Source organism: Agromyces sp. P2_B3 (assembly GCF_056404815.1).
Genome location: NZ_JBFUDH010000016.1, coordinates 39492 through 62553, shown reverse-complemented (window position 1 = coordinate 62553; position 23062 = coordinate 39492). Strand labels below are relative to the sequence as shown.

Genomic DNA, 23062 nt, shown 5'->3' with positions numbered 1-23062 from the left:
GCCGTGAACACCACCTGGCTGGTAGCGGTACCCCCGGTGCCGTTCAGCGTGAACCCGACCGTCGCGGTGCCCGCCGTGATGCCCGACGTCAACGTGGCGGTGTATGTCCCGTTGCCCACATCCGTGACCGCGCCCAGGGTACCCAGCGTGGTCGACATCGTGACCGTGGCGCCCCCGGTCCCGACGGGGTTGCCGTTCACATCGAGCACGGTGACCGTGACCGTGGATGTGGATGTCCCGTTCGCGGGGATACTGCCCGGTGCTGCGGTGATCGTCGACGTGGCCGGGTCCGCGCTGGTGATGGTCCAGGTGAAGGTGGCCTGATCGGTCACCCCAGCACTGGTCGCGGTCACCGTGACCGTAGAGGTGCCCGTCGTGGTCGGGGTGCCGGTGATCTGCCCGGTCGACGGGTTGATGCTCAACCCGGCCGGGAGCCCGGATGCTGCGTACACGACTGGGTCAGCACTGGTGCTCGTCGCGGTGACCTGGACGGTGAGCGGTTCACCCGCGGCCGAGTTCTGGCCCGGGATCGGGGCTAGGGCCACGGTCACCTGCACCAATCTGGCCAACCGGTTCGCGGTGACCCCGTTCACTGACGTGAAGGAGCCGCCGGCGAGGATGCCACCATCCGCCTGCACTACCACCGAGCTCACACTGTTGTTGAAGCCGGTGCTGAGGTTCGTCGCGAACGCCGTGTCCACGGTGCCATTCGCGTTCAATCGGGCCAACCGGTTCACGGCGACCCCGTTCACTGACGTGAAGGAGCCGCCGGCGAGGATGCCACCATCCGCCTGCACTACCACCGAGCTCACACCGTTGTTGAAGCCGGTCCCGAGACTGGTCGCGAACGCCGCATCCACCGTGCCATTCGCATTCAACCGGGCCACTGAGTTCACGGCGACCCCGTTCACTGACGTGAAGGAGCCGCCCGCAAGGATGCCACCATCCGCCTGCGGGACAACTTCTAGCACGGTGCTGTTGAAGCCGGTCCCGAGACTGGTCGCGAATGCCGTGTCCACTGTGCCATTCGCATTCAACCGGGCCACTGAGTTCGCGGCGACCCCGTTCACTGACGCGAAGTTACCGCCGACGAGGATGCCACCATTCGCCTGCACTGCCACGTGGTACGTGGTGGCGGTTCCGCCGGTGAAGCCGGTCCCGAGACTGGTCGCGAACGCCGTATCCACCGTGCCATCCGCGTTCAACCGGGCCAACCCAGCCGCGGCGACCCCGTTCACTGATGTCGTGCCGCTAGCGACGACGATGCGACCATCCGCCTGCACCGCAATCCCGGACACGCCGGTGGTGCCACCGGTGAAGCCGGTCCCGAGATTCGTATTGAACGCGGTATCCAACGTGCCGTCCGCGTTCAGCCGGGCCAACCGGTTCGCGGTGACCCCGTTCACCGACGTGAAGGTTCCGCCTACGAGGATCTTGCCGTCCGCCTGCACCGCAACCGCGATCACGTCGCCGGGGCTGCCGGTGAAGCCGGTCCCGAGATTCGCATTGAACGCGGTATCCAACGTGCCGTCCGCGTTCAGCCGGGCCAACCGGTTCGCGGTGACCCCGTTCACCGACGTGAAGGTTCCGCCTTCGAGGATCCTGCCGTCCGCCTGCACCGCAACCGCGATCACGACGTTGTTGAAGCCGGTGCCGAGACTCGACGCGAAGGTAGTATCGGGCGCCCACCCGGTCGTCGCGGCTGAAGCCGGCGCCGGGAACCCGACCACCAGCAGTGCCGCCGCGACCAGTGCCGCGATCAACGCCCGCGCCCGGGCACGGGCACCCGTCCGCCCCGATGGCCGGAGGCCACGCCCAGCATGGGTTGAACCGGACCGACGCGACGCAACATCGAGAGAAAGCACGAGACGCTCAACCTTCACAAACGATTAGCAAAACGAACGAAGGAAATGGTGAAGCAATCCAGACAATGCCTCAGTTTGAGACCCGCCCGCAACACCCGTATAGGTTCTGTACCCCGAAATGGGGGACTCCAGCGTCAACGGGAATACCCTCGTGTAGACGGTGCTTCGGGTCTGTCGCAATGGAAGTGCCGACACAGCGATGCGCCGAACGGTCGACGCCGGTGACGCTGCGGACGCCCTGCCAGTGCGCGAGCCGGTCGCTCAGCTCGGCAAGCTTCGGCGCCAACCGCTGCCCGCGGGCTTCCCGCATCGCCACGGTCACCGGCCGGTGCCCGTGGCGATGCGTCGTAGGGGTCTGAGTAGTAATGGAACGAGATTGTGTGATTAGCCGCCCGTCGACGCTGATGCGCGGCTATTCGGGGGTGTTTGGGTCGCGGAGGGGGCGGAGGCCCGTCTTGGGGATGGTGGTGGTGCTGAAGTGGTAGCGGCCGAGGAGGTTGATGTGGTCGTGGCCGAGGGGTGAGATGCGTTGGAGGTCGTCGGCGTTGATGGGGTAGTTCTCGGCGCGGAGTTCTTCGACGGCGGCGTCGATGTAGCGGGTGTTCCAGAGCACGATGGCGTTGACGACGAGGCCGAGGGCACCGAGTTGGTCTTCTTGTCCTTCTCGGTAGCGTTGGCGGAGTTGTCCACGTTCGCCGTGGAACACGTCGCGGGCCAGTGCGTGGCGGCCTTCGGTGCGGTTGAGCTGGGTGAGGATTCGGCGCCGGTATCCCTCGTCGTCGAGGTACGCGAGAAGGTAGATGGTCTTCGCGATGCGGCCGTATTCGGCCAGGGCGCGGCCCAGCGGGGTGGGCCGGCCGTTGCCTTGGAGGACGCGGAGCAGTTCGGAGGCTTTCACGGTTCCAGTGGCGAGGCTGCCGGCGATGCGAAGTAGGTCGTCCCAGTGGGTGGCGATCAGGTCGGTGTTGATGCGGTGCCGGGCGAGGTCGTTGAGGGGACCGTAGTCGGCGGTGCGGTTGATCCGCCAGAACCGGGTGGCACCGATGTCAGCGAGGCGGGGACTGAATTGGTAGCCGTTCAGTCGGAACAGGCCGAAGACCTGGTCGGAGTAGCCGGCGGTGTCGGTCATCAGTTCGCTGGGTTGAAGGCTGGTTTGTTGCTCGAGGAGCCCGTCGAGGATGTAGAGGCTATCGCGGAGAGTGCCGGGGATGACGATGCCGTGGAAGCCGGCGAATTGGTCGGAGAGGAAGTTGAGGTAGGTGATGCCGCGGCCGGCGCCGAAGTATTTCGGGTTCGGGCCGGCGTTGAGGGTCCGGACCGGGACGACGAAGCGGAGTCCGTCGGCGGAGGCGACGTCGCCTCCGCCCCATGCCGCCGCGATCGGGATGCGGCTTTGTGCGTCGACGAGGCGGGCGTTCGCAGCGGCGATGGTGTCGGCGCGGATGTAGTTCTGATCGGTCCAGGACAGTCGAGCGCGGGTGAGAGCGGGGTTCGCGGGCTGGGTCACGGGTTCACGGCCGATGTTGCACGCTTCGGCGAGGAGGACAGCGCAGATGCTGAGGTCGAGATCCTTCGCGCGGGTAGCGCCTTCAGAGATGTGGGTGAACTCGCGGAGGCACCCGGTCCATGCTGCAACTTCGAGGAGCTGGTCGGGAAGGTCCACGCGTGGCATGCGGGCGTTGATCTGCTCGCGGAGGGCGATCAGGGAGGCAGGTTCCTCGAGCCGGTCCAATGGGGTGAGGACAGGGCGGGCATTGCCGCCCGTGGCTTCGATGCGCACGGCAGGGTTCTCGCCTATCCGGCCGGCAACGGCGAGGTATGCGTCGTCGAGTTCGGCAGCGAGGGCGTCGATCTGGTGGTGGGCGTCGAGGTGGTGTCCGTAGCCGGCGGCAACGGTGGGCCGAGCGGCCTCCCAGGCGGCGCCTTCGAGGAGCTTCGCACGTGGGTCGCCCCACCTGTCGCTTCCGGGCGCGAACACGTCTCGCCGGCGTAGTCCGTCGCGGAGTTTCTCCAGCACCAGGAACGTGTACGAGCGGCGGTCCAGTTGCCCGCTGTCACCTTCGATGCGTTGCCGCCACATTCCGGTGGCAAGCTCGGTCGGGACCTCGTCGACGCGGATGCTGTGCCGGCCTTCCAACCGGTTCAGTGCGGTGAACGCCTCCAGTGCCGGTTCGCCACCGGGTCCGGCGCCGAACTGCATGATGCGAAGCAGCGCCGGCAGGAACCGACGCGTCGACGCGTACCGGCTCATCAGATCGTTCATGTGCGCGTCCACGGGAACCACGTCGAGTTGGGACAACGTCGCCACCGCGGTCTCCAGCTCGCCACGTGACACTTGGCGGCTGATCGCGTCCCAGAGCTCCGCTACGTCACCACTGGGCGAGCCAAGCAGCACCTGAACCGCTTTGGACAGGGCCAGGGCGGCGCTGTCTATCGCAGGCTGGGCACGGGCGCGTTCCTTCTTCCCCGCCCGATCGGCCTGGGCGAGCAAACCAGTGAGCACCTGGTCGAGCAGATCGAGGGCGTCATCGGTGGCCGCGGTCTCCAACCGCTGCGCCACCGCGAGCAACGTCGCGACTCGCCGTTGCTCGCCCATCCGCGCCACTGTTTGCGCCTTCGCGACCACCCCATAGCGGGCCAGCGCTGCAACCCGGCTGGGCGGGACCTGCGACACATCCAGCCCACCGACGCCGAGCGCTCGAATCTCTTCCACCCGGGTCAGCGCACCCAGCAAGCCTGCCGCCGACACTCGCGTCGGCGCGCGGCGCAATCGGTCCAGCTCCGAGGAGCGTGAACCGGGCTCCACTACGACCAGCGCTTCCAATCGGGCTCGCTGCGCTGGATCGGGCATCATCGCCAATGCATCCCAGACGCCGGTGTTGCTCTCCTCACGAGCCTGGGCGATCACCCGCATCAACGTCGACGGGCGGGGTAAGAGGATCTTCGCCTCCAGCAGCCACGCCGTCGCCAAGTCGAAGAGAACCGACGGCCGTTCCGCACCAATCTGTACCCGCGCCTGCAACCACCCGTCGAACGCTGCACGGCTGTCCTTGTGGCTGAAATCCCGGTACCCGAACGCGGCCCGAATCTCCGACGCATGCAACCGATTCGTGCCATCACGCGGATACTCCCGCAGCACCCGCCAGTCCACGATCCCCAGCTGGCAGGCAACATACTCCGCCACGTCCGCCGGCACCGCTGTCGGATCCGGCAGGAACACCCCGAGGAACCGTACCGTTCCCAGCTGCACCGCGAACCCGAGTCGGTTGTGCGGGCCTCGCCGTTTGGAGATCAACTCCCGATCAGTGGCGCTCAGATGAAAGAACCGATCCAGCTGCGCTCGATCCGGAACCTCGCCATACCGCGCGTACGCGTCCTGCCGATCCGTCGACACAAAACTGACCGGCACGCACGCTCCCCGACAAACCCTGTCGACAAACGATCCTCTACCGACACCACCACCCTACCGGCGACACGCCGACCGAAGTGCGTCGATAACTGGCGTCGAGAACCAACGTCGGGAAACCATTCCCGCTGCTATTGTCGGCGGATGCTGATCGGATACGCCCGGGTCTCGACCGCGGACCAGAACCCGGACCACCAGATCGACGCCCTCACTCGTGCCGGCGTCGACGCGGAGCACATCTACCTCGACACCGCGTCCGGCTCCCGCGCCAGCCGCCCCGAGCTCGACAAGGCCCTCGCATCCGCGAACCGGGCCGGCGACCAACTCGTCATCACCAGACTCGACAGACTCGGCCGATCCATGCTGCACCTCGTCACCCTCGGCGCCGCTCTCCAAGCCCGCGGCGTGGGACTGCGGGTGCTCGAGCAAGGCATCGACACGAGCACCCCCGAAGGGCGCGCCATGTTCGGCATGCTGTCAGTCCTCGCCGAGTTCCAACGCGAACTCATCATCGCCAACACCCGCGACGGCCTCGCCGCAGCCCGAGCACGCGGCCGCACCGGCGGCCGACGACCGCGACTCACAGCCGAGCAAGCCGCCCACGCCCAGAAGCTCTACGACGACCGCAACCACACCGTCCAACAGATCGCGAGCCTCCTCCGCGTTCCCAGATCCACGATCTACGGCTACCTCAACCGAACCTCACCAACCCTCAGCGATCCAGCCGCCCACAACTCGGCCGAGACCATCAGCGCCACACGCTAATCACACAATCTCGTTCCATTACTACTCGGGCCCCATCTTGAGCTACATCGACGTCGACGAGTCCTACCGCCGCGACATCAAGAACATCCGAAACCTCCAGGAGAACCGCCACTCCCTCGCACGGAAGATCTGCCACGGCAAGAAGGGCGAGCTCTACCACCGATACGAACACGGCCTCGAGAACCAGCTCGGCGCCCTCGGACTTGTCCTCAACGCCGTCACCCTGTGGACCACCTGCTACCTCGACGCCGCAGTCACCGAGCTGCGCGAGCAGGGCTACCCGATCCGCGAAGAGGACCTGGCCAGGCTCTCACCCTTCGTCCACTCCCACCTCGGCGTGCACGGCACCTACACGTTCGCCACCCCCGACCTCGCGCCCGGCGCCATCCGGGAGCTACGCGACCCCGACGCAAGCGAAGACGACGAGACATGAACACCAGCGACAGCAGCGGAACGCGGCGTTCATCAAACGACCGAAACCCGAACACCACCACCCGCCCCACCTGCGACGGCGTTTCGCGGCCGAGAGTGTTCATCTGACCGTTCATCAACTGCTAGCGTTCGACTACGTCGGAACAGGCGTTTGATGAACAGGAAGGTGCTGCTCGATGGCGCTGATCGGTCTGGTTCGGGTTTCGACCGAGAAGCAGAACACCCGCCGGCAACACGACGCCTTGGACCCGATCTGCTGGAAAGTGTTCGACGAGAAGGCCTCGGGCAAGCTCGCCACCACCGATCGGCCCGTCCTGCTCGAGGCGCTCTCGCATGTGCGCCCCGACGACATGCTCGCCGTCCAGGAAGTCGACCGCCTCGGCCGGAACCTCCTCGAAGGACTCCTCGTTCTCAACGACCTCTTCCACCGTGGTATCGCCGTGAAAGTCCTCGACGGCATCGCCGCCGGCGAACACACCCAGCGGTCCCTGATCCTTGACCTTGCCCTGGCCCTGTCCGAAGACCGCCGCCGCGACATCGCCGCGAAAACCAGAAACGGGCTCGAAGCCGCACGCCGCGCCGGACGGGTCGGCGGGCGCCGACCCGTCGTCGACGACGACAAACGCGCCGTGATCCTCGCCCGGCGCGCCCGCGGCGAAACCATCCGCACCATCGCCACTGGCCTCGGCATCTCCATCGGCGTCGTACACAAAACCCTCACCCACGCCGCCACTGCCCCCGAGTGACGCCACCGGTCACCGACAGCTCAGCCGTCCGAGCACCTAAACGTGACTCACCGTTCCGATGCGGCTCAACCCCCGCGACTAACCAGAGGGAACGCTGCCGTCGCGGTCGAGACGCCGGCGCTGACCAGGCTGACCACGATTGCGCCGATCAGCTGTGTCCCCGTTGTGAGGCACATCCACCCGACGAACAGCACCACTGCTGTGGCTGCGAAGTAGACCGCGGCGATCATCCTGCGGTCAGGTCGACCGCGGACCGCTAGGCGCAAGAGTGTCGCGCCGCCCGCGACGACAATCCCGATCCCAGTGCCGATCATGATAGCGAATGGCCATAAGAACAGCAGCCACCCCAAATCGCCGCCGATCCAGAGCTCCCCGATAAAGACTGGTCCGATCGCGATCAGGGTGCCGCCGAACGCGACCACCGGGACGGCTGGGAATGGCACCAGGAAGCGCACGGTTGAGGGAGACATTCGCGGCTAGCTGGCTGCGGACAGCTTGTCTGCGAACTCGAGCCACTTCGTAAGCGCACCCACCCGGTAGGCGTCGTTGTTCACGAGATCGTTCATGACCCATGCGTCGACCCAGAGTGACCGCTGGGGGCCATTCACGTCGGGGATGATCTGGAACGCGATGGTCGATCCAACGCCGTCGATATGGCCCGGCGCAGCTCGGAAGTCAAAGCCCCAGTAGAACGATCCGCCGTACCACTCCGCGAACGACCCGTTGAATACGCAAGCGAAGTTCATCAGGGGAACCCCAACGTAGAGCGGCAGGTGCTGCTCCATCGCAGGCCATCTTGCCGGTGCACCCTGGACTGGGAAGACGCAGTTGAAGCAGTTGTTCCGCATGGAGTTGTGCACGGCTTCGGACTTCTGCGCGGTCGTCATCCGGTCGATCTTGATGAGGTATCCGTAGGTCCAGTACATCGGTGCGACGATCGGACCCGACGCCTTGCTCGCGTCCACTGTTTGCGTCAGGATGCCATCCGTCTCCCACTGATACGTCGTGGGCAACGCGTTCCCGTCGATGTCGAACGCGGCCGCCGCGCGAACTGAACCAACTCCGCTCTGGTCGGGTGCCCGGAGCACGTAGGTTCCGTCCGGCAGCGCCTGCAGCTGTGTCCCCTGCGGCACATCGAGGTCGACCGAAAACGACTCTGTGGCAGCCGGGTCCGAGATCGCGGTGATCAACCCGAGACCCGTGTTCAACGGCTGCACATACCTTGCTGTTCCCTCACCGCTGTCCAGGACCGATAGGCCGCCCGTTTCCGCCACCACCCGCGAGTCGGGGACAGTCACCGAGAACGATCCCGGCACGGTGACCGTTTCCTCGCCGGTATCGAACGCCGCCAAGTCCTTCGTCACGACGACATCGGCGCTACCGCTCCGCGTCGACGGCGATACCACCGTCACGTCCTCGACGCTCCCGGTCTTCTCCAGGACGTCGGGGGCCGCCATCGTCAACAGCTGGATCGGATCGAACACATCAACGTCGGCGCTCGACGCCTGAGCTGGCACGGCCACTCCCCCTACCAACGCCACCGCGGCCACAGCCGCCCCGCACATCATTCGTACTCGCATCCAGTTTCCCTTTCCGTTCCACGTCGAACGCGCCGCAAAGGAGCACGGCCCATCCGCAATCTAACGCACTGACATTTCAGACGCGCGTTCACATAATCGCGGTGGCCTCGGTCATTCGCCGTTGACATGACGAATAGATGGAATGGACACGACCAGCCCCCGAAATCGGAATAGCGACAACGGGACTCGGAACAGGAGCCGACCAGACGGGACTATTCGATTTCGGGCGGGGTCCCGCGCTACATCCTCCGGCGCGAGCTCGCTCCTAAAGCTGGGCCAAGCCCATGGAAGCAACCTCACATTCATGCAAGCAAGCTTGCAAGTCTGCATGCAGACACGCATACTTGCATGAAAGAAGTAATTGAGAACTCTCATGGGCTAGTTGAACCCGTCTCGCCAACGGATAAATGCATGCAGGCGTTAATGCATACATGCAATAATGAAGGAGTGTCGAAAATGAAAACGCTGATGGTCTACAGCGAAAGCGGCGGGGTCACAAAGACAACGGCGGCGGTATCGCTAGCCACCATCGCGGCACGTGAAGGAGTGCGAACCACACTGATAGACCTCGACCCGCGAGGCGCATCAACGAAGTGGCTAAACGTGGAGCCGAAGGACGAAGGGCTCCACGTCGGCGCAATCCTGGGGAATCCCGATCCGGAGGGGTGGGCGGAGGAGCTCGCTGTGCCTACCGAATTCTCGCCGAATCTTCGGATGATCCCGTCAGCCCGCAGCGTCTCGAACCGGGAGGCAGACCGAGCCGATCACGCCGAAGTACGTCTTAGGGCATCGCTCGAAGGACTCGAATCCGACCTCGTCGTAATTGATTGCCCGAACCGCCAAGGTGGGCCTCTCACGCTCTCAGCATTGAACGCATCCGACTCGGTTGTATACGCGGCAAAAGCCAGCGGGGACGGAGTTGATGGCGTCAAGGGAGCGCGTTTCACCGTCCAGCAGTTCATGCGCAACCGTGAGCGCATGGGATTCCCCGCGACGCTTACTGAAGCCGGAATCGTGGTGACGCGCGACCGAACAGGCTTCTTGAGCCTCCCGGAGATTGAAGCCATTGACCAGCTCCGAAGCGAAGGTCACGTGCATGAGCCGATCGTGCAGCAGCTGGCGATCGTCGCTGAGGTGCGTATGGCCGGCCTCTGGTACGGAGACTACCGCAAGGGAAAAGACATCCTCGACGCATACAAATCCATCGCGGGCTCCATCCTTGGGAGGGAAATCAAGTGAGCGACCTGCCAGAACGACCAGCATCACTGCGCCGGGCGCCGCGGCCGGCCGCAGACGAGGGCACCGACCCAATCGACTTCATACCACCATCCATAACCGCAGCTCGTGACCGGGTCGAGCGCTCCGATGGTGTTGACCTGGATGCGAAGGAGCCGACGACGATTGCCGCCGAGCGCGCCGCTCCTGGAGTGGAGACGCCACTTGCACCCACCGCCGAAGTCGCAAGGCCGGAGACCATTCGAACGGGTCGCGTCGGCAGGCCCAGGCAACGTGACGTTGCCGTGGCATTCTCGACGAGAGTGTCAATCGACGTACTCGACCTCATCGAGGACACGGTTGTCAGGACCGGGCTGACGCAACGTGCGATCGTCGAAGAAGCCATCCGCTCGAAGTGGGGCGCGCATCAGGCTTGAGGCCCGTCATTACCGCGTGCGCAGCCCCAGTCGACGAATGTCCACGGACATCGCGCGGTGCGCGAGCGCAACGGGCTACAGGATGGTGTGGATGAGATCAACCTCGAAATCTAAGTAGCCTGCGGGGCTGCCCTCGTTCGAGTCCTCACTGTAGGAGACACGGATCTTCACAGGACCGGTTGGCTCGACGATCACGGGAAGGAAGTGCTTCGACGAGACCACGGGCGCGAATTCGGGGAAGTAATCGACGTATTCGTCAGCGCCGTCGGTCGGGAACGCGATGGCCTGGTAGACCTCGCCTGGACGGTTGTAGCCGGCGATGATGCCGTAGACGGGCCCGTACTTCGCCAGCGCGACGACGGCGAAGGGCTTCCCGGTGCGGGCGGTCTGTTCGGCGAGGGCTCGCCGAACGACTTCGGCGTTCTGTGCGGCGTCGCTCATCACCTTTGAGAGCCGCGGTCGGAAGACTTCCCAGTCGGTCATGACGGCACTTTATCGAGGACCATGGCAGGCCGCGGGTGGGGGAGTCCTAGCGCCGTAGGACGAGGTGGCCCTCAATCAAGCCGTCGCAGTGGCCCCCAATCAAGCGTACTGCGTACTTCGTCTTATCCGGGTGGGTATACCTCGATGACGGCGCTTGTTGAAGGGGCGCTTGAACGTGAGGTTGCGCGTCTTGCCGCTGAATTCAACAACGGTGAGCCGTTCCCACCGAATCAGGGCGGCTTCCGCAAAGGTCGTCCGCTCGGCACTTGAGGGAGATTATTGGAACCACCTTTTCGTTAGACGGTGGGCCTGAGGCCGTCGCCGTGGCCGGCGTTTTGTTGTACGTTGACGGCGCCGCGTTCCGCGTGGGCTTCGCTGATGAAGCTCTCCCCGGATGCGGCGATTTTGTCGTTGGAGCGCGATGCCCGCCACCGCCACTGCTGCGCGGCGTCTTGGTATGTCTCGTACCGGGCGGTACCCGCGCCCGCTTTGAACGCGCCAGCGGCTCTGAGCGCGATCCATTCCGAGTCGAACGTCTCACCGGCCCACGCGACCAGGTCACTTCGTGAGTACAACCACCACGTGAACGCGCCTGCTGATTTCTGGCCAACGCTGTAACGCATCCGACCCCCCCGAGTTCGTCCCTGCCACCGTATTGGCTCGGGGTAGTCGCCGATGCCCCCCCCCGTTCGAGCCGCACCGAGTGGCTGCGTCCGCCAGACCGACCGCGAGCTCGCCTTCGCTCTTGATGTTCGGATTCACGGTACGGGGTCTTGTCGGGTAGTTGGGGCGGACGATATCTGATTGGTTCGGGTGGTTGTGCCCCCAGTTGTGGGTGGGTGTGGGTGGGTAGGTGGGGTGGGGTAGTGTCCGATCACGTTCCAATGGCGGGGCGGGGAGTGAGGCGGGCGTGTCTGGTACGGGGTTGGCGGGGAAGCGTTCGGGTCGGTGGTTGGGGACGTGGTTCGCGGTGGTTTTGGTATTAGGGGTGGTGGTGGCGCCGGTGGGGGCGGCGTTCGCGGTGGATCCTCAGGCATCGCCGACGCGGTCGCCGGCGGTGGGGTCGCATCTGGAGGTGCGGACCAGTGAGGCGGGGTCGCCGTTGGTGCCGGTGACGGTGGTCGCGCCGGGGGTGGCGGTGTATACGGGGGAGTTGGGGACGCGGGAGGTGAACGTGTTCCAGGCCGGTCAGGGGGCACCGTATCCGGCGCCGGCGGATGCGGCGTATCTGGCGATGATCCAGGAGTACATCCGGATCATGGGCACGAATGCGGAGGGGCAGTTGATTTTGCGGTTTCTGGGGGCGGCTGCGCCGTTGCCGACTCGGACGGGTGGGTGGAACTCGCCGGGGGTGATGACGTTCCTGCGGGGTGATGGGTTTGCGGCGGGGATCAATGTGGTGATCGGGATGCCGGCTAGTCAGGCCCGGTTCGCGACCAGTACGCCGCAGCCGGCGTCGACGAATGGGGAGGGGGCGTACGCGATTGTGTATTTCCCGCGGGTGACGACGGTGACGTATTCCTACCGGGGCGGCACGCTGGTGGTGCCGGCGGATCTGGCGTTGGCGCATGAGTTGGTGCATGCGGTGCATGCGGTGTCTGGTTCGATCTCCACGGGGATCACCCAGTATGTGGCGCAGAACATATCTACCCAACAGACCGAGGTGCTCCGTACGCCGACGGAGGAGGTGCGTACGTTGGGCACCCCGGAGGGGATGGCGGCGGCGGGATCGGTGCTGTTCGACTGGACGGGCCACGCTCGGGCGGCCCTGCAGGTCGGGCAGCCCACGATCGACGCGATTCGGCTTGCGCAGGCGCGGGCGGTGCAGCGCGGCGACGCCCGGGTGCCGCGGGACCCGCGGGTGGACGAGGTGGTCCGGTTGCGGGTGGATGCGGCGTTGGTGAGCGAGTACCGGTACGCGGTAGCGCGCGGTGTTCGCACCCGCGATCATTACTCCGCGTTCGCGGCGAATGCCACGACCGCGTTGCCGCGGTACTCGATGCGGTTGGATCAGGTCGCCGGCATCTACGAGGCCCAGCAGGTCAACCCGGAGGAGAACCTCACTCAGGATGGGACGCAACCGTTGCCGTTGGTGTGTCCGGCTGACGGTGGAAGCGCCGATATCGTCTGCACGATCGACGCGACCGGGGTGGTGGCGACCTCGGCGCAGCAGGCCCTCCACGCAGCACTGGCCAGCCGTACCACGATGTCCGGGCCGGCGGTGGTCGGGGACGGGGCAGAATTTGTGCCCGCGGAGGATGCCCGTTGCGATGGGGCCGGGAACGTGATCGATTACTCTGCGCTGGTCAGCTACCCGGCGACCGGTAACGAGAGCAGTCTCTGCTTCGAGTTGCCGCCGAAGCTGTACATGACGATCAAGGCGACCGGTGCGGGGTACGGCAACCGGGTCCTGGAGCCCCGTTTCTGGCGTTCTGGTTCCGATGTGCTGACCCGGAACGATGTCACTGCGACGAGTTGGCGGCCGACGCAGCTGTGGGAGATGGTCGCCGGCGAGCAGGATGGTACCTGGCATTTCAAGAACGTCGGTACCGGCTACTGCCTCACCGTGGTGTCATCGGGCGGCTACAACCTGCTCCAGACCAGGGAGTGCCCAGGCTCCGAGGACTGGGGTTTTGCCGTCACGGCCAGTGCCAAGCCGCACACTCTGATCACGGCGCAGAGCGCCGCGCACACCGGGAAGTGCATGGATGCGCTCAGTGAGAACACCAATGAATACGCCCAGATAGGTGTCCATGATTGTAAGTGGTCTGGCGGGGCCAACCAGGCCTTCGATGTGCGGGTTGTGACCCCGCCGCCGGCCACGAACGTGGCCCGGAAGTCCACTGCTAGCCAGTCCTCGAACTACCTTCCACTGGTGGCCGGTGCTTCTGTGGCGGTGGACGGGAATACCAACGGCAGCTACGACTCCGGATCGGTCACCCACACCGGCAACGACGCCAACGCCTGGTGGATGACCGACCTGGGCTCCCTGCAGGAGATCAGCTCGATCAAGATCTTCAACCGCACCGACTGCTGCACCGCTCGGCTGGGCAGCTACCGGGTGTACGCCACCGAAGACAAACCCGACCCGACCAAAACGCCCACCGCGCAGCTAGACCGAGCACATACCACGGTCGCCTACGGCCCGGCCGTGACCGGGGCCTCCGCCACCGTCTACCGCGACAGCGAAGTCAAGGCCCGCTACGTCATGGTCCAGTTCGTCGGCAAGACCGACTACCTCAGCCTCGCCGAGGTGCAGGTGTTCGCGGCGACCCCGTATTACACGATCCGGCCTACCGGGACGCTCACCACCGGCTACCTCGCCCCCACCAGTGCCGCCACCGCCGAACTGGAAATCGCCCCGGTCAACCTGACCGCCACGCCACCCATCCAGCAATGGGAGATCGTGCCCGCCGGTGACGGGTTGTTCCGGTTCATCAACCGCGACACCGGGAAGTGCTTGGACGCCGAGAACAATGCCGGCGTCGATAGCGGCGCCGGCGAGAGTAGCGACTTCACCCGGTGTGACCTAGACCACACTCTCTGGCGGATCAGCGGCAACCCAACCAGCGGAGGAAGCATCATCGAGAACTACACCCACGCCGGACAATGCCTCGACGTCAGCGGAGGAAACATCGTCCCCGGCGCCGCCGTCCGCGAATGGGACTGCAACAACCAAACCAACCAGTCCTGGGAACTCGAACCCATCCTCTAACCCGGTCACCGTCCTGCCGGGCCTGTCCGAACATTCGGACAGACCCGGCAGGAGCGAAGCAGCGGTCTATGTGACGTTGCCGAATACAAGTACCGGCCCGAAGTGAACCGCGCTGACTTTTCGTCCGCTCTGACGTGTCCGAAAAGTCAGCGCCGGGGACTGTCTGAATTTCGGACAGGCCCCAAGAAGCCGATCGAGCTCATCGGCGACCTACTGTTGCGATGACCGCCAGAATCCGCCGATCGTCATAAGAGACGTCGCGGCGGCCGGATGTACCTTGGGTCAGCGCTCGGGTACATTCGGGGGTTCGCCGGTGGGCGTGTCGGATGCCGTTGGGACGCCGCCGCGCTGGCGCAGGAAGCGTATGTTCTCGCGGCGCAACCTCTTTGCAAATGCAACACGGCGTCGCTGCCGCACTCGTCAGCCCCGGCCGGGTAGCGCGGAAATGGAACGGGACCTCGGCAGTCCCGCGGACTAGGGCGATCGGAACGGTTGTCTGACTCCTTCCTTGATGTCAGACTGGCATCGTCGGTGACCCGAACCGGAACCACATGATGCAACGCTGCACGGACTTCGGCGAGGATCGCCCCTGGTATGCCTGGGGCGCGCGTCGTGGTGCCGTGGCCCTCGTGGCAGCCTCCGTTGTCGTCATGTTCGGTGCGGCCCCCACGTTCGCGGAGGAGATCCCGCCGACCCCGACGTCCGATGCCACGTCGTGGGATTCCGCGCCGACGGAGATGCCCACGCCGACTCCCGATCCGACGCCCATTCCTGATCCCACGCGGACGCCGACGCCGACGCCCACTCCGGATCCGACGCCCACGCCCGACCCGACGCCGACCCCTGAGCCCACCGAGCCTCCGGCCACCACCGACCCGACGACGCCGCCCGAGACTTCGGCCCCCGGCACGCAGCCGCCCGCACCCTCGACCGGAACGCCGCGCACGAGCTCCTCGTACCGTCCGACCACGCGAACCGTCTCGGCAGCGGCCCAGGCCCAGAACGCCGCACTGGTCGCCGCCCGGTCGGCGATCACGCAAGCCACGACCGAGCTGCGCGAGGCCGAGGCCGCCCTCGCCGACGCACGTGCCACGCAAGAGGTGGCCCGCGCGGTCGCGCAGCGCCTGCAGGACGTCGCCGACGCCGCCCAGCAGGACGTCGATGCCGCGAAGCGCGTCTACGTCGCCGCGGCACGCGGTGGCGGCAGCGCCACGCTCTCCTCGATGCCCGCGGCGTTCGGCGCGGGCCATGACCTCCTCGCCGGACTCGGCGGGTTCGCCCGGGTCGAGCAGATCTCCGGCGACGCCGAGAAGCTGCTCGCCATCGTCGAGAAGCGCACGGCCGAGGCCGAGACCGCGCAGGAGCGTGCCGACGCCGCGTGGACGGCCGTCGACGAGGTGCCGGTCGAGGCGCTCGAAGACGACGTGGCGAACGCCGAGCAGGCCCTCGCCGATGCCCGGCAAGACCTCGAGGACGTGCAGGCCAGGGCCGCGGAGGACAGCCGGGTCGCCGCCAGCAGCATCTCGCTCATCCAGTCGCTGCCCGCCGACGCCGGCCAACTCAGCGACCAGGGCTGGGCGCTCCCCGTGGCGGGTCGCATCAGCGACGGCTTCGGCCCCCGTCCGGTCAAGCCGATCCCCGGCGTGAACGACTTCCACCGCGGCACCGACCTCGCGGCCGCCTGCCAGACCCCGGTGTACGCGGCGACCGACGGCGTCGTGGTCGACGCCGCGCCCAACGGCAGCCTCGGCAACTGGATCCTCATCGATCACGGCTCGGGCGTCGCCACGGGCTACGGCCACCTCGTCTCGGGCGGCACCTTCGTGGTGCCCGGCCAGACGGTGACCGCTGGCCAGCTGATCGGCGCGGTGGGCAGCACGGGCGCCTCCACGGGATGCCACCTCCACTTCGAGGTGCACCTCGACGGGGTCGCCGTCGACGCGGTGCCGTTCATGGCGGCCCGCGGCATCCCGCTCGGCTGACCCGGGCTCGCACCGTACGTCTGGGATCCCAGACGTACAGGACACTCAGGCCCGAGGACGCGCGCGGGGAGTCAACTGTCACGCTTGACGAGCTCGGTCCGATATGTCAGACGTCACCATGTAGTCGAAGATCAGTTGTGGGTTCAGGTCCAAATCGCGCGCCTTATGCTCGAGGGCTGACGCCGATGAGTCTGGCGACGAACGTCCGCACGGTCTGGAGGTCAGTGGCGGTGGCTGTTCCGAGTCTCCCGGTGATCCGTTCAACGTCGATCGCACGGACCTGCTCGCAGAGCGCGACGGACATCCGCTCGCCGGCCATCAGGTGGTGCGCCGGCATCCTCGGCGGCGTCGAGGTGAGGGGCACGACGATCGCGACGGTGCGCATTGGCTCGGAAATCACCAGGGCGGGGCGGTGCCCACGCTGTTCATGACCTCGGGTCGGGTCGAAGTCCACCCAGACGATCGCGCCGGGCTCGACCGTCACAGGGCGCTACCCGGGGCGATATCGGCCTGGTCCCACTCCCGCAGCTCCCGGAGGTAGCCTTCGTCGGGCTCGAATGCCGCTACCTGAGCGAGCCATTCCCGGGCCTCGAGCTCCTCAACTGCCAGATCGATCAACGCAGCCTGGGTCACCCCGTGGGCATCCGCCGATCGTCGAACGCGGTCGCGCGTGGCGGTCGGAACCTTGATGGTCGTCATTTCAGGCATACTAAAAGTATACCGGTTGTGCTGCATGCACCGGGTTCGCCCGCAGGCCCCGGCACGTGCGACACCCTTGATACGGGTATGAGCGGGATGCGGGTGGACCCCGCCGTAGGCGGATCTATTGTTCGGTCGGGCACCAGCCAAGTGTACGGACGCGCCGGATTCGCGCTCCTGCGCCACCGCATCCTCCTCGGCTGAGCATCACCGCCCGACCACCACCCAAAGTGCTCCAGAGCCGGAATTCCGGTCAGTCCTCACCGCCAAGCCGCCCCGGGCAAGTGCTTTGCAAGGGGTCCCGCGCGCCTTGACTATCTGCACTATCCCCACGATGCCCATGGTGACGAGGGTCGTGATTGCGCTGGTGACAACGGTTGGCACCAGGGCCGCCCACGGGCTGGGGTCTGACATGGCACCGATGCTATCGGCGCCGGACCCCACCACGTCGCGGCGAACCCACGATCAGTCGCTTCCCCGTCGTGACGGCGCAGCCGTCGGCGGCGCAGTCCTGACCGAAGCGGGGCCGGCTGTGCCGGCGCTGTGTTTTCTGGGTGTTTTCGTCCTGCCTGGCCGGTCATCGTAGTTCGCTCCGCCGGCTGCGTGCCTTCCGGTCGCTTCTTGCAGACTTCGCCCTCCGCTGCGCTCCGCGCTGCGCTTAGCAGCCGCTCTCTGCAGGCACTTCGCCGGCTCCCGCTCACTATCGATTTCTCTTGCCAGCCAGGCCAAAACAATGGTTGGCGGGAAGTGAGAGCACTGATGTTGACGATTACGCACAGCCACGAGGCGGGCACGCTGATCGGCGGGACGGCCCGGGGTGACGGCACCGCGGACGTGTTGAAGGGGTGCGGGTGGTTGTGGGGGCGGAGTATCGGTTGCTGGTTTGTGCCGCACAGCCGTGACCGGTTGGCTCAGGGGTGGAAGATCGACCGCACGGTGACCGCGCTGGAGGTGGCCGGGTTCACGGTCACCATCGTGATCGATACCGCGCACCGGCCGACGGTCGACGTTGAGGCGGGGAAGATCGGACGGCAGGCCGACCGAGTGGATGCGCTGGCGGCGAAGGCGAGCCGGACGGCGGCGGCGTCGGATGCGGCCTGGGTGAGCGTGCAGCGCCGGTTGGATGCGTTGCCGCCCGGGGGTGAGCCGATCAAGGTCGGCCACCATTCCGAGGGACGGCATCGCGCCGCGATCGCCCGCGCCGACACCGCGATGCGCCGTTCCGTTGACGCGGCCTACGCGGCCGACGCGGCGCAGGCCCGCGCGGACGCCGCGGCGCGTACCACGGACGGCCGGTATGCGCCGGTGACGGTCGCGAACCGGATTGAGAAGCTCGCCGCGGACCTCCGTCGCTTGGAGCGGCAGATCACCGCGGACCACTACGACCCCGAACGCGGGTACGTGCCGGTCACCGAGGCGATGCGGGAGGCGCGGGCGGCGCGTCTGGCGCCGCGGCTCGCGGAGCTTGGGGATCAGCTCGAGTATTGGCAGGGCGTCCGCGCCGGCCAGGTCGCCGCGGGCGTCGCGACCGGGTACAGCAGGGCGGATGTCGGCAAGGGCGACCGGGTGCGGGTCCGTGGGGTGTGGCGGGAGGTGGTCCGGGTGAACCAGAAGACCGTCAGCGTGCCCACCGGGTACTCCTGGACGGACACCGTCCCGTACGCGGAGATCCAAGCACACCAGTCCGGCGCGTAGGCGGTGTAGGTCGAGGGGTGTGGCGGGGTGGGCGGTGTATAGCGACACCGTCCGCCCCGACACGTTGACCGTTCACCTCACCCGCCCACCGTACCCACCAGCAGGCACAGGTCGGCGAGGCTGGCCGCGAGGGTATTGGGTGGTCCTGGTTCTAGCCGTCATCGCGCTTGCCGTCGCGGGGTGCACGACGAGCGGGATGTCTCTCCAATCCGGCCGCACCTGGTGGGTGCGGAGCCGCCGGCGGCGGCGCGGTGCTTGTCCTGTGTGGGGCCAGCCTTCGGCCGGCGCTGCCCTCAACACCCCGGCCCTGACGGGCCGGGTCGTGGTTCCCGTCGGTGTGTGGTTGTTGACCCGGCGATCGTAGCGGCGCTCGTCAGCTGCGCACCCTTCGGCGCTATTTGCAGACTCCGCCCCTTCCGCTTCGCTCCAGGGGCTGCGCTTAGCAACCGCGCCTGCGGGTGCTCCGCTTCCTTCCACCGCTCTCGATCTTGGTGTCAACAACCCCCCACCGAAGGGAAAAACATGATGAGGGCAATATGTGTGGACGCGGACGGGATGCTGTCGGCGTGCGAGGTCGACGGGGCAACCCTGACCACGGTGCTGGACGGGATCAACGACCTGTTGGGGTCGGAATGGTACGACGTGGTCGGGGACACGATCGCGGTGGGCGTGGACGTGTTCGTGGATGACGAGGGTGCGTGCTTGCGCCCGGACGGGTCGCCGCGGCAACCGTTGAACGCGACGGTCAGCGTCATGCTGCACCGGTCGGGCCGTCCGGGCCTGTTCCACGGCCCGGCCCTGTTCCTCGGCCACACCGTCGACGGCGACCCGGCAGGCCTCACCCGCGAACAGGTCGTCACGATCGTGACCGCGTGGTTCGCCGCGAACCGGCACACCACCGTGCCGAGCGTCGCGGCACTGCTCGCGCACTAACCCCCGGGACGAACAAAGACCGGGGATCCAAAGCAATTCAGATGCCTTGGCTCCCCGGTCGGTCCCTCCACCATACCGAACAACGAAGGAACGAAAGATGACGAGCAAGACCAAGACCAAGCCCGCCACCACGGCGGCCCCCACCACGGCCCCCTCGCCGGTGCCGGTGCCGGTGTCGGTCGATTGGATCGACGTCGCGGCGGCCCGGTTGGACGCGAACATCCGGACCACCCCGGACACGACCACCCCCGAGTGGGCGGACTGGGTGTCCCAGTTGCAGGGCGAGGGCGTGGAGACCCCGGTGCTCGCGCGGCGCGGGGACGACGGCACCGTGTACGTGTGGGACGGGCAGCGGCGTCTCCTCGGCGCGCGGGACGCGGGCATTGAGAAGGTGCTGGCGATCTTCGGGACCACCCCCGGACAGGACACGGATCGGATTCTGGGGCAGTTGAAGACGTTCAACCGTGCCGACCTGCCCGAACTGGACCGGGTCGTCGCGTACGAACAGTTGGCGTTCGCGGGCATCACCGTGGACACCATCGCCAAGCGCACCGGTGACACCCCGGAGCGAGTCACCGCGGCCATCGCCGTCGCGAAGTCCGACGCGGCCAAGCAGGCCGTCGCACAGCAGGTGTCCTTCGAGCGTGCGCTCCTCGTCGGAGAGTTCGACGGGGACAGCGACGCCCAGCAGCGCATCCTCGACTGTCGCGACGACAACGAACTCGGATGGGTGGTCGAGGAAATCCGAGCCGACCGTGCCCTGACCGCACACCGTGCGGAAGTGATCGCCGGATATGAGGCGGACGGGATCACCGTGTTTCAGTCCCGGTGGCCCGAGAACGGCGAGTTCGTGCGCGTCTACTCGCTGACCGACGCGGACGTGGACGCCACCGACCGGCCCCCGATCGACCCCGACCAGCACACCGCCTGTGCCGGGCGGGCGTTGACCGTGCGGGTCTGGGGCACCGGCGACGACGACGTGGAGGTCGAGGAGGTCTGTACCCGTCCGGACCTGCATCAGCCCCGGTGGCGCACCACCGCGACGTCCGCGACCCCGGTGCCCGCCGAGGAACAGTCGGCGGAGCAGGTCGAGGCCGAGCAGGAAGCGAAGCGGGACGCGCGTCGCCGCCTGATCGACAACAACAAGCAGTGGGACGCCAGTGTCGCGGCGCGGCGTACGTTTATCGGGACGATGTTGGGGCGGAAGGCGCTCCCGAAGGGTGCCGGGCCGTTCGTCGCGGTCACGTTAACCCGGTACCACGCCGAGGTCACCCGCGACTTCGGGAACCTCGCCGCCGAATGGCTCGGCGTCCACGGCCGCGACCGGCTCGCGACGCGCGCCGAGGACACCCCGACGAAGGCCGGACACGTCACCCTTGCGATGGTGCTCTCTGCGCGGGAAGCGGCCACCTCCCGGGAGTCGTGGCGGTACCCGAACGAACGCGACACCGCGTACCTGCTCCAGTTGGAGGCGTGGGGGCATCACCTGTCCCCGGCGGAACGGATCGCGGCCGGATACCCCGAACCCGACAACGCGGATGCCAACGCCGCCGAGGACGGCACGGCATAGGCTCGTGGGGGCGGCCCGTAAGAGCCGGGTCGCCTCCGCGCCCGCCTCCCTCGAGGAATCGAGCTCCAAAGGGCGGGCGCGGCCCCCAATCCGGGGCACAACGTCTACCGGGATTCCGGTTCCGGGAGTAGCGTCGGCGCCGAGCCGCCTGGGGGCACTCTCTCACTGCTATGCCAGCTGTCCCTGTGCTGTGTGCTCCACGCCCACCGGGGGCAAGGGGGTTTGCCAATCGGGGGCAACACCTTTGGGTAACAGGGTGCTGCCGGTGGGCGTGTCCCGTCCCCGAGGTGTGGGGGCGCACCGCCACCGCGGCGCGCCACGAGGGCGCTGCCCTCGTCCCTCCCGGCCCGCCGGCGGCACGCGACCCGCGCGGTCTCCCGCGGCTGGTGCGGTGCGGCGGTTGCGCACAGATGGGCACAGCCCAGCTACATCCTTCGGGCTGGCCTGCACCCAACTGTGCACAACCGTGACTGCCGCGGACGGTGCTGTCCGACCGTGACCCGTCCACACCGTGGACAGCCGCGCCAGGGCGCGCCTGACCACAGCGATGGACGGCCCACCGCACGGGCCCCGCTGATGGTCGGGGGCGTCGTGCGGGTCCGGTCGGGTAGGTGGGGTGGTGCCACCAACCGAGGGGGCTCGGTACCCGGAACGGCCGGCCACTGCAAGGGCGCTCCGCCATACACAAATGGTCGGGGACGGAACTCCGTTCCGGCGCGACCCCGGTCGTGGAGGCAGGCTTCGCGTCGCTGCGCGACGGCCGCGAGCGGCCGCCCTTTCCGTGCCCGCCCGTTTCGGGAGGACATTCCATTTATCGATTGATGGCACCACCCCACCCCAACACTTTCGGGGTCATCAACCTCGACGCGAATGGAGACCACGATGGCTGACACCGCCCGGACCGAACACCCCACCAGGATGGCGGCGGGGCCGGTGGTGACCGTGATCGGCGCACCCGGCTGTGGTGCGTGCACGTTCACCACCGCGGCGCTCACCAGCAAGGGGATCACGTTCACGTACGTCGACGTCACCACTGATGAGCATGCCGCGCAGACCGTCGCGAATCTGGGTTACGCGCAGGCGCCGGTCGTGATCGTGCAGGACCACCCCGACGATGACTGGTTCTTCACGCACTGGTCCGGCGCCCGCCCCGACCTCATCGAGCAGCTCGCCACCCGCGTCAACGGTGGTGGTGCGCGGTGAGCGGCATCGACCTGGCCGCGCTCACACCGGCCGAGCTGGCCGTGTACGCCGCCGCGTACCAGGACGCCATCGACGACACCGCCGACCGCCGTCGCCGCGACGCCGAAGCGATCACCGACCTGCAGGCGCAGCTCGCGTCCGCTCGCGCCGACGCGGAGTACTGGGCGCGGGTCGCGAACCCCCGCCGGGTCCCGACGGGACCGTCACACGCGGACCTCGCCGACCAGCGCCGGCAGCTGATGGCCGCGGCCGCGACCACCACGACCGTGCCGTGGTTGGACGTGCCCACCCGCGCCCCGGCCGACCTGACCGCCACCCGATAACCACACCACGAGA

General features: G+C 67.0%; 20 protein-coding genes. 12 read left to right on the top strand and 8 right to left on the bottom strand.

The annotated features are described in order from the left end of the window. On the bottom strand, positions 1-1763 hold a 1763-nt coding region (locus AC1DZA_RS17355), incomplete at its 3' end, for an invasin domain 3-containing protein (protein WP_476773692.1). Positions 1764-2277: 514 nt separating this feature from the next. After that, complete coding sequence (locus AC1DZA_RS17350; RefSeq protein WP_476773691.1) at positions 2278-5274, bottom strand: Tn3 family transposase; 2997 nt, start codon at positions 5272-5274, stop codon at positions 2278-2280. Between the two features lie 141 nt (positions 5275-5415). On the opposite strand from AC1DZA_RS17350, the gene AC1DZA_RS17345 reads away from it, so the two are divergent. The 3 genes from AC1DZA_RS17345 to AC1DZA_RS17335 all read left to right on the top strand — a co-directional run bounded on the left by AC1DZA_RS17345 (position 5416) and on the right by AC1DZA_RS17335 (position 7214). Next, on the top strand, positions 5416-6036 hold the full coding sequence (locus tag AC1DZA_RS17345) for a recombinase family protein (protein ID WP_476773690.1): 621 nt from the start codon (positions 5416-5418) through the stop codon (positions 6034-6036). 37 nt (positions 6037-6073) lie between these two features. Further along, on the top strand, positions 6074-6469 hold the full coding sequence (locus tag AC1DZA_RS17340) for a Tn3 family transposase (protein ID WP_476773689.1): 396 nt from the start codon (positions 6074-6076) through the stop codon (positions 6467-6469). 175 nt (positions 6470-6644) lie between these two features. Further along, positions 6645-7214, top strand: a complete 570-nt coding sequence (locus tag AC1DZA_RS17335; protein WP_476773688.1) for a recombinase family protein — start codon at positions 6645-6647, stop codon at positions 7212-7214. A gap of 65 nt (positions 7215-7279) precedes the next feature. Here the strand turns inward: AC1DZA_RS17335 and AC1DZA_RS17330 are convergent, their stop codons facing one another. After that, entirely contained in the window at positions 7280-7669 is a 390-nt protein-coding gene (locus AC1DZA_RS17330; protein WP_476773687.1) for a hypothetical protein, read from the bottom strand. Positions 7670-7690: 21 nt separating this feature from the next. Then, entirely contained in the window at positions 7691-8764 is a 1074-nt protein-coding gene (locus tag AC1DZA_RS17325; protein ID WP_476773686.1) for a hypothetical protein, read from the bottom strand. A 486-nt stretch (positions 8765-9250) separates the two neighbouring features. Here AC1DZA_RS17325 and AC1DZA_RS17320 point away from each other — a divergent pair, with 486 nt between their 5' ends. Further along, entirely contained in the window at positions 9251-10033 is a 783-nt protein-coding gene (locus AC1DZA_RS17320; protein WP_476773685.1) for a ParA family protein, read from the top strand. Continuing rightward, on the top strand, positions 10030-10446 hold the full coding sequence (locus AC1DZA_RS17315) for a hypothetical protein (RefSeq protein WP_476773684.1): 417 nt from the start codon (positions 10030-10032) through the stop codon (positions 10444-10446). The genes AC1DZA_RS17320 and AC1DZA_RS17315 overlap by 4 nt, the downstream gene beginning before the upstream one ends. Positions 10447-10521: 75 nt before the next feature. On the opposite strand, the gene AC1DZA_RS17310 is transcribed toward AC1DZA_RS17315, so the two are convergent. Together AC1DZA_RS17310 and AC1DZA_RS17305 are read right to left on the bottom strand one after the other, a co-directional pair. Next, positions 10522-10929: a hypothetical protein gene (locus AC1DZA_RS17310; protein WP_476773683.1), complete on the bottom strand. Its 408-nt coding sequence runs from the start codon at positions 10927-10929 to the stop codon at positions 10522-10524. Positions 10930-11225: 296 nt separating this feature from the next. Next, positions 11226-11552 (bottom strand): YegP family protein, encoded by a 327-nt coding sequence (locus tag AC1DZA_RS17305; RefSeq protein WP_476773682.1) that lies wholly within the window; start codon positions 11550-11552, stop codon positions 11226-11228. 329 nt (positions 11553-11881) lie between these two features. Between AC1DZA_RS17305 and AC1DZA_RS17300 the strand changes: the two genes are divergently transcribed. Together AC1DZA_RS17300 and AC1DZA_RS17295 are read left to right on the top strand one after the other, a co-directional pair. Next, the gene (locus AC1DZA_RS17300) at positions 11882-14644 is read left to right on the top strand and encodes an RICIN domain-containing protein (protein WP_476773681.1); all 2763 of its coding nucleotides are present in this window, start codon (positions 11882-11884) and stop codon (positions 14642-14644) included. Between the two features lie 629 nt (positions 14645-15273). Then, positions 15274-16626 carry a peptidoglycan DD-metalloendopeptidase family protein gene (locus tag AC1DZA_RS17295; protein ID WP_476773680.1) on the top strand — a complete coding sequence of 451 codons (1353 nt, stop codon included), beginning with the start codon at positions 15274-15276 and terminating at the stop codon, positions 16624-16626. 163 nt (positions 16627-16789) lie between these two features. Here the strand turns inward: AC1DZA_RS17295 and AC1DZA_RS17290 are convergent, their stop codons facing one another. Both AC1DZA_RS17290 and AC1DZA_RS17285 read right to left on the bottom strand, forming a co-directional pair. Next, positions 16790-17110: a type II toxin-antitoxin system PemK/MazF family toxin gene (locus AC1DZA_RS17290; RefSeq protein WP_476773679.1), complete on the bottom strand. Its 321-nt coding sequence runs from the start codon at positions 17108-17110 to the stop codon at positions 16790-16792. Continuing rightward, the gene (locus tag AC1DZA_RS17285; RefSeq protein WP_476773678.1) at positions 17107-17325 is read right to left on the bottom strand and encodes a hypothetical protein; all 219 of its coding nucleotides are present in this window, start codon (positions 17323-17325) and stop codon (positions 17107-17109) included. The genes AC1DZA_RS17290 and AC1DZA_RS17285 overlap by 4 nt, the downstream gene beginning before the upstream one ends. A gap of 759 nt (positions 17326-18084) precedes the next feature. Here AC1DZA_RS17285 and AC1DZA_RS17280 point away from each other — a divergent pair. The 5 genes from AC1DZA_RS17280 to AC1DZA_RS17260 all read left to right on the top strand — a co-directional run bounded on the left by AC1DZA_RS17280 (position 18085) and on the right by AC1DZA_RS17260 (position 23049). Beyond that, the gene (locus tag AC1DZA_RS17280; protein ID WP_476773677.1) at positions 18085-19020 is read left to right on the top strand and encodes a DUF3560 domain-containing protein; all 936 of its coding nucleotides are present in this window, start codon (positions 18085-18087) and stop codon (positions 19018-19020) included. A 540-nt stretch (positions 19021-19560) separates the two neighbouring features. Further along, entirely contained in the window at positions 19561-19953 is a 393-nt protein-coding gene (locus AC1DZA_RS17275) for a hypothetical protein (protein WP_476773676.1), read from the top strand. A 97-nt stretch (positions 19954-20050) separates the two neighbouring features. Beyond that, complete coding sequence (locus AC1DZA_RS17270) at positions 20051-21523, top strand: ParB/RepB/Spo0J family partition protein (RefSeq protein WP_476773675.1); 1473 nt, start codon at positions 20051-20053, stop codon at positions 21521-21523. 882 nt (positions 21524-22405) lie between these two features. Continuing rightward, the gene (locus tag AC1DZA_RS17265) at positions 22406-22726 is read left to right on the top strand and encodes a glutaredoxin family protein (protein ID WP_476773674.1); all 321 of its coding nucleotides are present in this window, start codon (positions 22406-22408) and stop codon (positions 22724-22726) included. Next, positions 22723-23049, top strand: a complete 327-nt coding sequence (locus AC1DZA_RS17260) for a hypothetical protein (RefSeq protein WP_476773673.1) — start codon at positions 22723-22725, stop codon at positions 23047-23049. The genes AC1DZA_RS17265 and AC1DZA_RS17260 overlap by 4 nt, the downstream gene beginning before the upstream one ends. The last annotated feature ends 13 nt before the right edge of the window (positions 23050-23062 follow it).

Excerpts from the sequence above, each read along its gene's own strand:
- AC1DZA_RS17345 (WP_476773690.1), top strand. The coding sequence starts at position 5,416 with ATGCTGATCGGATACGCCCGGGTCTCGACCGCGGACCAGAACCCGGAC.
- AC1DZA_RS17335 (WP_476773688.1), top strand. The coding sequence starts at position 6,645 with ATGGCGCTGATCGGTCTGGTTCGGGTTTCGACCGAGAAGCAGAACACC.
- AC1DZA_RS17320 (WP_476773685.1), top strand. The coding sequence starts at position 9,251 with ATGAAAACGCTGATGGTCTACAGCGAAAGCGGCGGGGTCACAAAGACA.
- AC1DZA_RS17310 (WP_476773683.1), bottom strand. The coding sequence starts at position 10,929 with ATGACCGACTGGGAAGTCTTCCGACCGCGGCTCTCAAAGGTGATGAGC.
- AC1DZA_RS17305 (WP_476773682.1), bottom strand. The coding sequence starts at position 11,552 with ATGCGTTACAGCGTTGGCCAGAAATCAGCAGGCGCGTTCACGTGGTGG.
- AC1DZA_RS17285 (WP_476773678.1), bottom strand. The coding sequence starts at position 17,325 with ATGACGACCATCAAGGTTCCGACCGCCACGCGCGACCGCGTTCGACGA.
- AC1DZA_RS17280 (WP_476773677.1), top strand. The coding sequence starts at position 18,085 with ATGTTGACGATTACGCACAGCCACGAGGCGGGCACGCTGATCGGCGGG.
- AC1DZA_RS17270 (WP_476773675.1), top strand. The coding sequence starts at position 20,051 with ATGACGAGCAAGACCAAGACCAAGCCCGCCACCACGGCGGCCCCCACC.
- AC1DZA_RS17265 (WP_476773674.1), top strand. The coding sequence starts at position 22,406 with ATGGCTGACACCGCCCGGACCGAACACCCCACCAGGATGGCGGCGGGG.